This window comes from Streptomyces sp. NPDC059443 (genome assembly GCF_042750105.1).
Classification (GTDB): Bacteria; Actinomycetota; Actinomycetes; order Streptomycetales; family Streptomycetaceae; genus Streptomyces.
This window is the reverse complement of sequence record NZ_JBHYVM010000018.1, coordinates 90,411-103,652: the sequence shown is the minus strand read 5'-3', so window position 1 is coordinate 103,652 and position 13,242 is coordinate 90,411. Positions and strand designations below refer to the sequence as shown.

Sequence of the window (13,242 nt, the reverse complement as noted above, 5' to 3'; positions counted from 1 at the left end):
TCGGATGATGGCGTGCGGGGTCAGGACGGGACGCGCCAGAGGCTCAGGCGGCGTTCCACCGCGACGAGGATCTGGTTGAAGGCCACGCCGATCGCGGAGATCGTGACGATGCCCGCGTACATCTGCGGGATGGCGAAGTTGAACTGCGAGGCGTTGATCAGGTAGCCGAGGCCCGCCTTCGCGCCGATCATCTCGGCGGCCACCAGGACCAGGATGGACACCGCCCCGGCCAGCCGGATCCCGGTGAAGATGGCGGGCACCGACGCGGGCAGGATCACCTTCTGGAACAGCCTGGGCGTGGACAGGTCCATCGACCGCGCCAGTCTCACGAGCGTCGGATCGGCATTGCCGACGGCGCTGATGGTGTTCAGCAGGATCGGCCAGACGCAGGCGTACACGACGATCGAGACCTTCGAGGTCTCCCCGATGCCCAGCAGCAGCACGAACACCGGGAGCAGCGCCAGCGCCGCCGTGTTGCGGAACACCTCCAGCAGCGGTCCGAGCAGCACCGCCACCGGCCGGTACCAGCCGATCAGCAGTCCCAGCGGGACCGCGACCACCACCGCGATGCCGAAGCCGCCGAACGAGCGGACCAGGCTGGCCCGGGTGTGCTCGGCGAGCTGTCCGTCGCCGAGCAGCCCCCACCAAGCCTTGGCGACCTCGCTGACCGGCGGCAGGAACGTGGCGTCGACCAGTCCCAGCCTGGGGGCCGCCTCCCACACCGCGAGCAGGGCGAGGATCGCCGCCGAGCGCAGTGCCACGGCTCGCAGCGCGCGCAGGAGGCGCAGGGCCGGGGCGGGGATCGAAGTCGTCGCCGGCGCCGGAGGCCGGGCCGGGCTGCGTGTCTCCGAGGGCGCAGGGCTTCGTACGGCCGTTTCTGGTTTTTCCGCTTGCGCGGTCGTCTCCACCACGGTGCTGCTCATACGGTGGCCTCCTCCTTCTCCAGTTGCTGGGCGCGGGCCACCTCGTCGTGGAGCAGCGTCCAGATCTCGTGGCGGTAGCGGGCGAACTCCGGGCTGGAGCGCAGGTCTTCGCCGGTCGCCCCGGCGGACCGGTCGCCGAACGACACCGGGACGACCTCCTTGACCCTTCCGGGGCGGGAGGTGATGACGGCCACCCGCTGCCCGAGGTAGACGGCCTCCTCGATGCCGTGCGTGATGAACACGACCGTCTTGCCGGTGCTCTGCCAGATGCGGCGCAGTTCGTCCTGGAGGGACTCGCGGGTCTGCGCGTCGAGCGCGGCGAAGGGTTCGTCCATCAGCAGGACGTCCGGGTCGTACGCGAGCGAGCGCGCGATGGCGACCCGCTGGCGCATGCCTCCGGACAGCTCGTGCGGGTGCCGGTCCCCGAATCCGGTGAGCCCGACGAGGTCGAGGAACTCACGCGCCCGGGCCGTTCGTTGACGGCGCGGGACGCCGGTGGCCTCCAGGCCGAATTCGATGTTGCCGAGCGCGGTGCGCCAGGGCAGCAGCGCGTACTGCTGGAAGACGATGCCCCGGTCCAGCCCCGGCCCGGTGACCGGCTCGCCGTCGAGCAGGATCCGGCCGGAGGTGGGGCGGGTCAGGCCGCCGAGCAGGTCGAGGAGGGTGGACTTGCCGCAGCCGCTGGGGCCGACGACCACCACGAACTCCCCTGCCTCGATCTCCAGGTCGATGCCGTCGAGGGCGGTGAACTCCCCCTTGTCCCGGCGGCCCTTCTTGTCCTTCGTCGGGAAGGTCTTCGTCACCGAATCGAACACGATCTTCGCCATGGCGCGCCTCAGCCCTTCCCGTACTCGTTGAACTCGTTGGTGTAGAGGTCCGCCGCCTTCAGCTGGTCCTTCTTGATCTCGCCGCGCTCCGCGAGCCAGTCGAGCCAGAGCTGGAACTCCTTGTCCTCGATCCGGCCGCCGGTCTCGGCGACCCCGAAGGAGCGCCAGTACTGGAGGGTCGCGGTGTCCTCGTTGCGGCCGCGCTTCTTGACGATCTCGGTCATCCGGGCGATGACCTCCTCGCGCGGGGTCGTACGGGACCACTCGATGGCCTTGGCGACGCCGGTGGTGAAGGTGCGGACGGTGTCCGGGTTCTCCTTGATGAACTTCTGGGTCATCACGTAGGAGCCGGCGCTGAACTTGCCGAGCAGGTCGAAGTCGCTGAACAGCGGGCGGATGCCGCCGGCCGCCAGGGCCTTGTCGCGCAGGACTCCGCCCAGCACGCCCACGTCGATCTGCTTCTGGCGCAGCACCTGTTCGGTGTTGACCGGCGGGACGACGAGGGCCTCGACCTTGGCGGCGTCGGCCTTGGATATGCCGTTGCGGCTCAGGTAGATGTCGAGGAGGGCCTGGGAGTGGGCGCCCAGGGTGTTCATGCCCACCTTCTTGCCGAGCAGGTCGCGGGCGGACCGGACGGGGCTGTCCTCCGGGACGTAGTAGCCGCTGTACGTCTTGTCGTCCACGCCGTAGTACGAGACGACCGCCTTGATCGGGGCCTTGCTCGCGGCGAGTTTGACGATCGCGCCGTTGAAGGCGCCGCCGAAGTGGATCTGGCCGGTGGCGGCGGACTGGATGTCCTGGGGGCCGCTGATGGTGTTGCCGACCCAGTCCAGGGTGAGGTCGCCGAGGTGGCCGAGGTCGGCGGCGAGCTCCGGGAGGGTGACCGCTCCGACGCTGCCCTGGTACTTGAGGGAGGTGACCTGGCCGCCACGGGCGCCGGTGGCGGTTGCCGTGCCGCAGCTCACCGCGGCCGCCGAGATGCCGAGCAGGGTGAGGAACTGGCGCCGGGAGGTGCGGGTCGAGGTGAAGGCTGCTGCGGGCATGACGATTCCTTGTCGGGGCGTATGAGACTGACCGGGCTGATCGGGCTGATCGGGCGGTACGGGCTGACCGGGCGGTACGGGGGTCAGTGCGCGGTGGCGAGCGCGGCGGCCTCGGCCGCGCGCAGGGCTTCGGCGAACTCGTCGACGGCCTGGAAGAGGTCCAGCTCCGCCTCGGGCCGCAGCCGGTCGGGGCCGCCCCCGCGCTCGACGGAGGAGTCGAGGACGAAGCGGCCGGCGGTGACGTGCCGGGCGCCGAGCGCGGTGAGGACCGGGCGCAGGGCGTAGTCGATGGTCAGGACGTGGGCGAGGCTCCCGCCGGTGGCCAGCGGCAGCACGGTCTTCCCCGCCAGCCCGTCCTGCGGGAGCAGGTCGAGGAAGGCCTTGAGCAGCCCGGTGTACGAGGCCTTGTAGATCGGGGTCGCGATGACGATCCCGTCGGCTTCGGCGACGGCTTCGAGGGCCCGCCGGATCTCCGGCTCGCCGCGGCGGGCCGAGAGCAGGTCGGCGGCGGGGAGCTCACGGACCGCGAGGTGGGCGGTGTCGAAGCCGGCGTGGCCGAGGCGGCGCAGCACGTGGTCGGCGACGACGGCGGTGCGGGAGTGGGTGGAGGGGCTGCCGGTGAGGGCTAGCAGCTTGGGCACGGAGCGCTCCTTGGGTGGCGGCGGACAGCGGACAGCGGGCGGTGCGGACAGCGGGCGGCAGGCGGTGCGGGTCAGACGGCGGCGGCTTCGGAAGCACCGGAGGCGCCGGAGGCGATGCCGAAGGACGGCGCGGGGACGGCCTCCGGGCTGATCAGCCGGGACGGGACCCCGTCCGGGCCGACCGGGACGTCGCCGTCGACCGTCACCCGGCGCAGGGTGCGCTCGTGGTCATCGGAGTCGTCGACCCCGTAGTGCTGGGTGGCACGGTTGTCCCAGATCGCGACGTCACCGGCCTGCCACTGCCAGCGGACGGTGTTCTCGGGGAGCTCGATGTGGGCCTGGAAGAGGTCCTGGACGAGGCGTGAGTCGCGGCCGGTGAGCCCGTTGATCCGCTGGACGAAGTTGCCGAGCAGCAGGGTGCGTTCGCCGGTCTCGGGGTGGACGCGGACCACCGGGTGCTCGGTGAGGAACGTGGTGGAGGTGAACACCTCGCGGTACTGGGCGAGGGCCTCGGGCAGCGCGTCGGGCTTCAGGGCGGCGTAGTCGTACTCGTTGGAGTGCACGGCGCGCAGGCCGTCGGCCAGGACGCGCAGCGGCTCGGGGAGGTGGGAGTACGCGGTGGCCGTGTTGGCCCACAGGGTGTCGCCCCCGTACGGCGGGATGGTGACGGCGCGCAGGATGGAGAAGGCTGGGTAGGCGGGGACGAAGGTGACGTCCGTGTGCCACTGGTTGGCGCGGGCTCCGTGGTGGGAGTCGATGCCGAGGGCGTAACGGCCGTCGGCGGAGGGCACGGTGGGGTGCGCGACGGGCGCGCCGAGCAGCTGGGCGAAGGCCTCGTGCCCGGCCTCGTCGAGGTGGTCCTGGCCGCGGAAGAAGACGACCTTGTGGGTGAGGAGCGCGGCCCGGATCCCGGCGACGGCGTCGGCCCCGAGCTCGCCGCCGAGGCGGACCCCGCCGATCTCGGCGCCGATCCGGCCGCCGATCTTGGTGACGGTGATGTCGGTACGGGTGGCAGTGGTCATGGTGGCTCCTTGTGTTTTCCGGAGTGGGAGGGCGAAAGACGGCGGGCGGGATAGCGAAAGCGGCGTAGGGACACCCGTGGGCTGCCGGACGGACCGGGCAGGGCAGGGCGGAGCCGGACGGGGCGAGGCGGAGGCGCGGGCACAGACGGGTGGCGGGCACCGGACCGAGGACGGTGAGCGACGGACCGGACACCGGACCCGGGACACCGGACCGGGAGCACGGATGCCGCACCACAGTCAGCACGAAGCCGAAGGCAGCGGACGGCGGCGGGCACCGTCGGCCCCTGGACGGGGCGGCCGGGGACCCGACGGCCGGAAGCAGCCGCAGGCGGGGGGGGAAGGGTGCGCTCTGGATCAGAAGAGGCGCGGGGCCGGACAGCGGCCCTGACACTCGCCCGGCGCGGTACAGGGGCCGGGGGTGTGGAGCCGCGGGGCGAGGAACTCGTTCGCGGACATGTCCCGGAGACTGCCAGCGCCCCCACCGCCGGTCAACCCCGGTCCACGGCCCGATCCGGCGCCCCCTGACCACCCGGCGGACCGCCTCCGACCTGCCCTTTCGCCCGTTCCCGGCGCTTCGGCAGCGGCCGAAAACCGTGGCCTGATTTCATGCGGCCGCAACGCACCCGCCACGCCCGGAGGACGGGCGACACAAGGGGCCGGGCGACGGAACCGGCCAGCACGAGTGGCCTGAAAACAGTCGGCCGGGTGATCAACAACGGCCGTAGGGTGGCCAGATGGCTCTAGTCGACCTCAGCTCCCCCGACGGGGAGTTCAACGCGAACCCCTACCCCACCTACGCCGAGCTCCGCGCGGCCGGCCCCGTCCACCGGGTGACGGGCGCCAACGGCCTGCCGCTCTGGCTCGTCGTGGGCTACGAAGAGGCCCGCCAGGCCCTGGGGCACCCGCGGCTGGCCAAGAACCCCAGCGCTTACGCCGAGTTCGACAAGGCGCTGCTCGGGGCGACCAGCACCAACATGCTCGAATCGGACCCGCCCCACCACACCCGGCTGCGCAAGCTCGTCGCCCGGGAGTTCACCCCGCGCCGGGTCGAGGCCCTGCGCCCCCGCGTCCAGGAGGTCACCGACGCGCTCCTCGACGCGATGGAGGCCGCTCCCTCCCGGTCCGCCGACCTGATCCGGTCCCTGGCCCTCCCGGTCCCGATGACCGTCATCTGCGAGCTCCTCGGGGTCCCCGACCTCGACCGGGAGCAGTTCCACGACTGGTCCTCCCGGATCGTGTCCGCTCCCATCGGCAGCGCCGAGCAGCTCGGTCCGGTGTTCGCGGCGATGACCGCCTATCTGGTGGACCTGCTGGCCGACAAGACCGAGAAGCCGGGCGACGACCTGCTCAGCGCGCTGATCCGGACCCGGGACGAGGACGGCGACTCCCTCTCCCCCGACGAGCTCGTCGGCATGGCCTACCTGCTGCTGATCGCGGGGCACGAGACCACCGTCAATCTGATCTCCAACGGGGTACGGGCCCTGCTCGCGCACCCCGAGCAGCTCGCGGACCTGCGCTCCGACTACGACGGCCTGCTCGACGGGGCCGTCGAGGAGATGCTCCGCTACGACGGCCCGGTGGAGAACTCCACCGCCCGCTTCGCCACCGAGGACCTGGTCCTGGGCGGCGTGACCATCGAGGCGGGGTCCCCCGTCCTGGTCTCGCTGGCCTCCGGCGACCGCGACGGGGAGCGGTTCCCGGATCCGGACACCTTCGACATCCGCCGCGCGGCCCAGGGGCACCTGGCCTTCGGGCACGGGATCCACTTCTGTCTCGGCGCGCCGCTGGCCCGGATGGAAGCCAAGATCGCCGTCCGATCCCTGCTGGAACGGTTCCCCGACCTGACGGCGGACCCGGACGCGGGGCCGCCGGAGTGGATCCCGGGCACGCTGGTGCGCGGGGTCACCAAGCTCCCCGTGCGCTGGTAGCCCCCGCCCCGCCCGCTCTCCCGCCCCCACCCCGGCCCGCTCTTTCGTGCTGCCACCCGTCTCACATGAGAGGGAGAGATCACATCCGGTGGTTATAGGCGGCGTCAGTGAACCGCCCCTAACATTCGAGCCATGACGGTCCTGCCTGATGACGGGCTCTCCTTGGCCGCCGAATTCCCTGACGCGACGCATGAGCAGTGGCAGCGCCTGGTAGAGGGCGTGCTGCGCAAGTCGGGCAAGGAAGTTTCCGGCGAGGCAGCGGAAGACGCGTTGTCCACGAAGCTTGAGGACGGGCTCACCACCCGCCCGCTGTACACCGCGCCCGAAACCGCGCCGGACACCGGATTCCCGGGGTTCGCGCCCTTCGTGCGGGGCGGCACTGCCGAGGGCAATGCCGCCTCGGGCTGGGACGTGCGCCAGCGGATCGCCGGCACCGACCCCGCACGGGTGAACGAGGCGGCCCTGGCCGACCTGGAGAACGGCACCACCTCGCTGTGGCTGGCCGTGGGCGACGCGGGCCTGCCCGCCGCCGGGCTCGCCCGCGCGCTGGAGGGGGTCTACCTCGACCTCGCGCCGGTCTCCCTCGACCCCGGGGTCCAATACGCCGAGGCGGCGCGGGCCTTGCTCGCGCTGTACACCGAGCGCGGGGTGGAGCCCGGGGCCGCCCACGCCTCCCTGGGCGCCGACCCGCTGGGCCACGAGGCCCGTACGGGTGAGGCCCTGGACCTCGCGGGGGCCGCCGCGCTCGCCGCGGAGACGGCCGCCGCCTGGCCCCACGTACGCGCCCTGACCGTCGACGCCCTGCCCTACCACGAGGCGGGCGGCAGCGCCGCCGAGGAGCTGGGGCTCTCGCTGGCCACCGGGGTCGCGTACCTGCGCGCCCTCACCGGGGCGGGTCTCGGCACGGAAGCCGCCCTCGGGCAGCTGGAGTTCCGCTACGCCGCCACCGCCGACCAGTTCCTCACCATCGCCAAGCTGCGCGCCGCGCGCCGCCTGTGGGCCCGTATCGCCGAGGCCTGCGGGGCCCCGCGGGCCGGAGCCCAGCACCAGCACGCCGTGACCTCGCCCGTGATGATGACCCGCCGCGACCCGTGGGTGAACATGCTGCGCACCACCGTCGCCTGCATGGCGGCGGGCGTGGGCGGCGCGGACGCGGTCACCGTGCTCCCCTTCGACCAGGAACTGGGCCTGCCCGACGCGTTCGCGCGCCGCGTGTCCCGCAACACCTCCACCATCCTGATGGAGGAGTCCCACCTGGCCCGCGTGATCGACCCGGCCGGCGGCTCGTACTACGTCGAGCGGCTCACCGACGAACTCGCCCACGCCGCCTGGGAGTTCTTCCAGACCGTCGAGAAGGCCGGTGGCCAGGCCGCCGCCCTGCGCTCCGGGCTGGTGGCCGAGCGCCTCGCCGCCACCTGGGCGGAGCGGTCGAAGAAGCTGGCCAAGCGCCGCGAGCCCATCACCGGGGTCAGCGAGTTCCCGCTGCTCTCCGAGAAGCCGGTCGTACGGGAACCCGCGCCGGCCCCGCTCACCGGCGGACTCCCCCGAGTCCGGCGCGACGAGGCGTACGAGGTCCTGCGCGCCCGCAGCGACGCGCACCTGGCGGCGACGGGCAAGCGGCCCACGGTCTTCCTGGCCGCGCTGGGCCCGGCGGCCGCCCACACCGGGCGCGCCACCTTCGCCTCCAACCTCTTCCAGGCGGGCGGCGTCACCCCGGTCCACGACCCGGTGTCGGTGACCCCGCAGACGGCCGCGGCCGCCTACGCCGCGAGCGGCGCGGACGGCACGGCGGTGCTGTGCTCCAGCGACGCGCTGTACGAGGAGCAGGCCGTGGCGGTGGCCGGGGCCCTGCGCGCGGCGGGCGCGACGACCGTGTTTCTCGCCGGCAAGCCCGGCACCGCCGCGGCGGCCGTGGACGAGTACGTCTTCGCCGGCTGCGACGCGGTCGCCGTGCTGTCCCGCGTACTCGACCGGATGGGAGTGTCGTCTTGAGCAGCACAGGGATCCCCGATTTCTCCGAACTCGCGCTGACCGGCGGGGCCCCCGCGTCCGGTTCCGAGGACCAGTGGCGCACGGCCCTGAAGGAGTCCACCGGCTCCGGCGCCGCCGAGCTGCTGTGGGAGACCCCCGAGGGCATCGGCGTGAAGCCGCTGTACACGGGCCGGGACCTGGAGGGCCTGGACTTCCTCCAGACGTACCCGGGCGTGGCCCCGTACCTGCGCGGCCCGTACCCGACGATGTACGTCAACCAGCCCTGGACGATCCGGCAGTACGCCGGTTTCTCCACGGCCGAGGAGTCCAACGCCTTCTACCGGCGCAACCTCGCGTCCGGGCAGAAGGGCCTGTCGGTGGCCTTCGACCTGCCCACGCACCGCGGCTACGACAGCGATCACCCGCGCGTGACCGGCGACGTCGGCATGGCGGGCGTGGCGATCGACTCGATCTACGACATGCGCCAGCTGTTCGACGGGATCCCGCTGGACAAGATGTCGGTGTCGATGACGATGAACGGCGCGGTGCTGCCGGTCCTCGCCCTCTACATCGTGGCGGCGGAGGAGCAGGGCGTCTCCCCCGACAAGCTCGCCGGGACCATCCAGAACGACATCCTCAAAGAGTTCATGGTCCGCAACACCTACATCTACCCGCCGAAGCCCTCGATGCGGATCATCTCCGACATCTTCGCCTTCACCTCGCAGAACATGCCGCGCTACAACTCCATCTCGATCTCCGGCTACCACATCCAGGAGGCCGGGGCCACGGCCGACCTGGAGCTCGCGTACACCCTCGCCGACGGCGTGGAGTACCTGCGGGCGGGACAGGCCGTCGGGCTGGACGTGGACGCCTTCGCCCCGCGCCTGTCGTTCTTCTGGGCGATCGGCATGAACTTCTTCATGGAGGTGGCGAAGCTGCGCGCGGCCCGCCTCCTCTGGGCGCGCCTGGTCAAGCAGTTCGACCCGAAGAACGCCAAGTCCCTGTCGCTGCGCACCCATTCGCAGACCTCCGGCTGGTCGCTCACCGCCCAGGACGTCTTCAACAACGTCACGCGCACCTGCATCGAGGCGATGGCGGCCACCCAGGGCCACACCCAGTCCCTGCACACCAACGCCCTCGACGAGGCCCTGGCCCTGCCGACGGACTTCTCGGCGCGCATCGCCCGCAACACCCAGCTGCTGCTCCAGCAGGAGTCGGGCACCTGCCGGTCCATCGACCCGTGGGGCGGCAGCGCCTACGTGGAGAAGCTGACCTACGATCTCGCGCGCCGGGCCTGGCAGCACATCCAGGAGGTCGAGGCCGCCGGCGGCATGGCGCAGGCCATCGACGCGGGCATCCCGAAGCTCCGCGTGGAGGAGGCCGCCGCCCGCACGCAAGCCCGTATCGACTCGGGCCGCCAGCCGGTGATCGGCGTCAACAAGTACCGGGTGGCGACCGACGAGCAGATCGACGTGCTGCGGGTCGACAACTCCTCGGTGCGCACGCAGCAGATCGAGAAGCTGCGCCGGCTGCGCGAGGAGCGCGACGAGGCACTCACCCAGGACACCCTGCGGGCGCTGACGAACGCGGCCTCGCGCGGCGAGGGCAACCTCCTCGCGCTCGCGGTGGACGCGGCGCGCGCGAAGGCGACCGTCGGTGAGATCTCGGACGCACTGGAGAAGGTGTACGGGCGGCACTCCAGCCAGATCCGTACGATCTCGGGTGTGTACCGAACCGAAGCAGGCGAGTCCCCGTCCGTGGAGCGCACCCGCGCGCTCGTCGACCGCTTCGAGGAGGCGGAAGGACGGCGCCCGCGCATCCTGGTCGCCAAGATGGGCCAGGACGGGCACGACCGCGGCCAGAAGGTGATCGCGACCGGCTTCGCCGACCTGGGCTTCGACGTGGACGTCGGCCCCCTGTTCCAGACCCCGGAGGAAGTGGCCCGCCAGGCCGTCGAGGCGGACGTCCACGTGGTGGGCGTCTCCTCGCTGGCCGCCGGCCACCTGACCCTCGTACCGGCACTGCGCCGGCAGCTGGCGGAGGAGGGCCGGGAGGACATCATGATCGTGGTGGGCGGGGTCATCCCGCCGGCGGACGTCCCCACCCTGCTGGAGATGGGCGCGACGGCGGTCTTCCTGCCCGGCACGGTCATCCCGGACGCGGCGCACGACCTGGTGACGCGGCTGGCCGCGGATCTGGGCCTAGAGCTGTAGCCGCCGTGCCCAGGATCGACATCGAGACCTACACCAAGGGTGTCCTCGACGGGAAGCGCGCGTTCATCGCACGCGCGATCACCCTCGTCGAGTCCACCCTGCCCGCCCACCGGCCGCTGGCCCAGCAGTTGCTGACGGAGCTCCTCCCGCACTCGGGGCGGGCGCGCCGGATCGGCATCAGCGGGGTGCCGGGCGTGGGCAAGTCCACGTTCATCGACGCGTTCGGCACGATGCTGACGGGGCTGGGCCACCGGGTGGCGGTCCTGGCCGTCGACCCTTCCTCGACCCGTACGGGCGGTTCCATCCTGGGCGACAAGACCCGGATGGAACGCCTGTCGGTGGACCCGGCGGCCTTCGTCCGCCCCTCCCCCTCGGCGGGCACCCTGGGCGGCGTGGCCAAGGCCACCCGGGAATCGATGATCGTGATGGAGGCGGCGGGCTACGACGTGGTCCTCGTCGAAACGGTCGGCGTCGGCCAGTCGGAGACCACGGTCGCCGGCATGGTCGACTCCTTCCTGCTCCTCTCCCTGGCCCGTACGGGCGACCAGCTCCAGGGCATCAAGAAGGGCGTCCTCGAACTCGCCGACGTCCTGGCCGTCAACAAGGCGGACGGCCCGCACGAACGCGACGCGAAGTCGGCGGCCCGCGAGCTCTCCAGCGCGCTGCGCCTGATGCACCCGGCCGACGCCGCCTGGACCCCACCGGTCCTGACGTGCAGCGCGCGGGAGTCGAAGGGCCTGGACGAGGTGTGGAACCGCCTGGAGCAGCACCGGCTGCTCCTGGACCGGAACGGCCGCCTCACGGCGAAGCGGGCGGCCCAGCAGGTGGAGTGGACCTGGTCGATGGTCCGCGACGAACTCCTGGAACGCCTGCGCTCCAGCCCGGCGGTACGGGACCTCGCGCCGGCCCTGGAATCGGCCGTACGCGAGGGCACCCTGACCCCGACCCTGGCGGCGGACCGGCTCTTGGCGGCATTTTCCAGCCCCGCCGCACCATCCAGCCCCGCCCGGGGGCACCTCCCAGCGGTAGCTGGGGGAGATTGAGGCGCGGGGTCCGGGGCAGAGCCCCGGCGACACCGGCTCAGGCGGCTACGAGCACCGGCCCGTCCGTGGCCAACGCCTGCCGCAGCACCCGCACCTGCGCCGCGGTCTCCTCCTCGGCGAGCAACGCCGCGAGCACCGCGACCCGCACCTGAGGCGCCCGCAGCGTCCCCGTCGGCACGGCACCGGCCGCGACCAGGTCCACCGCGCCGCCGTGCGTGTAGATCTCCGTCACCGGGCCGGCGGCGACCCGCGTGGTCAGCGCCACCAGCACGCCCGCCGCGATCGCCGCCTTCACCGCTTCCACGATCTCCGGGGTCGCGTTGCCGGCCCCCGTGCCGACCAGCACGATGCCCTTCGCCCCCGCCGCCACCGCGGCGTTCAGCAGCACCGGGTCGCCGCTCGTGTGGTGCATCACCACGTCCACCCGCGGCGGAACCTCCGGCATGCCCGGCAGCGCCAGCGGCTCCGGCCGGACCGGGGTCCGCAGCACGGTGACCTTTCCGAAGCCGACCTTGCCCAGCAGTTCCTTCGAAGGGTCGGCGAACGCGTCCAGCGCCACCGCCTGCGCCTTCACGGTCCCCCGCGCCGCGTGGACCCGCCCGGCGAACGCGATCAGGACGCCGAGGCCGCGCGTGGTCGCCGCGGTCAGCAGGGCGTCGTAGAGATTGCCGGGGCCGTCCCCGTCCGCCGCGCCCATGGGCCGCTGCGAACCCGTGAAGACGACCGAGCGCGCGTCGTGGTGGTGCAGGTCGACGAAGAACGCCGACTCCTCCAGCGTGTCGGTGCCGTGGGTGACCACGATGCCCTCGACGCCGGGGTCGGCGAGCACCTCGTGCACGGTGCGCAGCAGGGTCAGCTGGTGGGCGGTGGTCAGCCGGGGGCTGTTCACACTGAAGAGGTCAACGACCTCGACGGTTACGCCCTCGGGCAGCGGCGCGGTCGCCATGACCTCGGCCCCGTCGGCATCGGCCGCGAAGCCGGAGCCCTGCCAGCGGCTGGCTATCGTTCCGCCGGTACTGATGACGACGATGCGTCCCACGTCGGCCGCCCTTCCCTCATGCACAAGCTCGTACATATTTTCTACAAAAGGCAATGGTAGGCCGATCTACGCGCAATACGATTGCTACTTTGACCCCCTCCTGTAACACGGGCTAAGCAATAATTGCGCAATGGACGCCATCGACAGAGATATCTTGCGCGAGCTCCAGGCCGACGGCCGGCTCAGCAACCAGGAGCTGGCCCAGCGCGTGGGCCTGACCCCCTCACCCTGCATGCGCCGGGTGCGCCAGCTCGAACAGGACGGGGTCATCCAGGGCTACCGCGCGGTGATCGACCCCGAGGCGGTGGGCCGCGGGTTCGAGGTACTGGTCTCGGTGGAGGTCCGCCGCGACCGCGAAGCGGTGGAAGCCTTCGAGGCGGCCCTCCAGGACATCCCCGACGTGATCGAGGCCTACCGCCTCTTCGGCAGTCCCGGTTGCCTGCTGCGCATCGCGGTCGCGGACCTGCGCGCGTACGAGCGCCTCTGGATCGAAAAGCTGACCGCCCTCTCCGGGGTCACCGAGGTCAACTCGCAGATCATCATGAAGCGCATCAAGGAACCGACGGGGCTCCCCGTCTGAGGCCCGCGGTCC

Annotated in this window: 11 protein-coding genes; 5 read left to right on the top strand and 6 right to left on the bottom strand. The window is 72.0% G+C overall.

What is annotated here, in order from left to right; translation table 11 throughout:
- Positions 1–20 precede the first annotated feature (20 nt).
- The 5 genes from ACFXDJ_RS19215 to ACFXDJ_RS19195 form a co-directional block, all read right to left on the bottom strand.
- On the bottom strand, positions 21–923 hold the full coding sequence (locus ACFXDJ_RS19215; protein WP_384659775.1) for an ABC transporter permease: 903 nt from the start codon (positions 921–923) through the stop codon (positions 21–23).
- Positions 920–1,750 (bottom strand): ABC transporter ATP-binding protein, encoded by an 831-nt coding sequence (locus ACFXDJ_RS19210; RefSeq protein WP_384659773.1) that lies wholly within the window; start codon positions 1,748–1,750, stop codon positions 920–922. The genes ACFXDJ_RS19215 and ACFXDJ_RS19210 overlap by 4 nt, the downstream gene beginning before the upstream one ends.
- 8 nt (positions 1,751–1,758) lie before the next feature.
- On the bottom strand, positions 1,759–2,793 hold the full coding sequence (locus ACFXDJ_RS19205) for an ABC transporter substrate-binding protein (RefSeq protein ID WP_384659770.1): 1,035 nt from the start codon (positions 2,791–2,793) through the stop codon (positions 1,759–1,761).
- Positions 2,794–2,876: 83 nt separating this feature from the next.
- Entirely contained in the window at positions 2,877–3,434 is a 558-nt protein-coding gene (gene ssuE / locus ACFXDJ_RS19200; protein WP_384659768.1) for an NADPH-dependent FMN reductase, read from the bottom strand.
- A gap of 71 nt (positions 3,435–3,505) precedes the next feature.
- Positions 3,506–4,456 (bottom strand): TauD/TfdA dioxygenase family protein, encoded by a 951-nt coding sequence (locus ACFXDJ_RS19195; protein WP_384659765.1) that lies wholly within the window; start codon positions 4,454–4,456, stop codon positions 3,506–3,508.
- A 734-nt stretch (positions 4,457–5,190) separates the two neighbouring features.
- On the opposite strand from ACFXDJ_RS19195, the gene ACFXDJ_RS19190 reads away from it, so the two are divergent.
- The 4 genes from ACFXDJ_RS19190 (at position 5,191) to meaB (ending at position 11,611) form a co-directional block, all read left to right on the top strand.
- The gene (locus ACFXDJ_RS19190) at positions 5,191–6,384 is read left to right on the top strand and encodes a cytochrome P450 (protein ID WP_384849763.1); all 1,194 of its coding nucleotides are present in this window, start codon (positions 5,191–5,193) and stop codon (positions 6,382–6,384) included.
- A gap of 132 nt (positions 6,385–6,516) precedes the next feature.
- The gene (locus ACFXDJ_RS19185) at positions 6,517–8,376 is read left to right on the top strand and encodes a methylmalonyl-CoA mutase family protein (protein WP_384657243.1); all 1,860 of its coding nucleotides are present in this window, start codon (positions 6,517–6,519) and stop codon (positions 8,374–8,376) included.
- Positions 8,373–10,568 carry a methylmalonyl-CoA mutase gene (gene scpA / locus ACFXDJ_RS19180; RefSeq protein WP_384657240.1) on the top strand — a complete coding sequence of 732 codons (2,196 nt, stop codon included), beginning with the start codon at positions 8,373–8,375 and terminating at the stop codon, positions 10,566–10,568. Before ACFXDJ_RS19185 ends, scpA begins: the two co-directional genes overlap by 4 nt.
- 5 nt (positions 10,569–10,573) lie before the next feature.
- Positions 10,574–11,611, top strand: a complete 1,038-nt coding sequence (meaB, locus tag ACFXDJ_RS19175) for a methylmalonyl Co-A mutase-associated GTPase MeaB (RefSeq protein WP_384657238.1) — start codon at positions 10,574–10,576, stop codon at positions 11,609–11,611.
- Positions 11,612–11,648: 37 nt separating this feature from the next.
- Here the strand turns inward: meaB and ACFXDJ_RS19170 are convergent, their stop codons facing one another.
- Positions 11,649–12,650, bottom strand: coding sequence for an asparaginase (locus ACFXDJ_RS19170; protein ID WP_384657236.1), 1,002 nt, complete (start codon positions 12,648–12,650; stop codon positions 11,649–11,651).
- A 130-nt stretch (positions 12,651–12,780) separates the two neighbouring features.
- On the opposite strand from ACFXDJ_RS19170, the gene ACFXDJ_RS19165 reads away from it, so the two are divergent.
- A complete protein-coding gene (locus ACFXDJ_RS19165; RefSeq protein WP_384657233.1) occupies positions 12,781–13,230 on the top strand; it encodes an Lrp/AsnC family transcriptional regulator in 450 nt (149 codons plus the stop codon).
- Positions 13,231–13,242 lie beyond the last annotated feature (12 nt).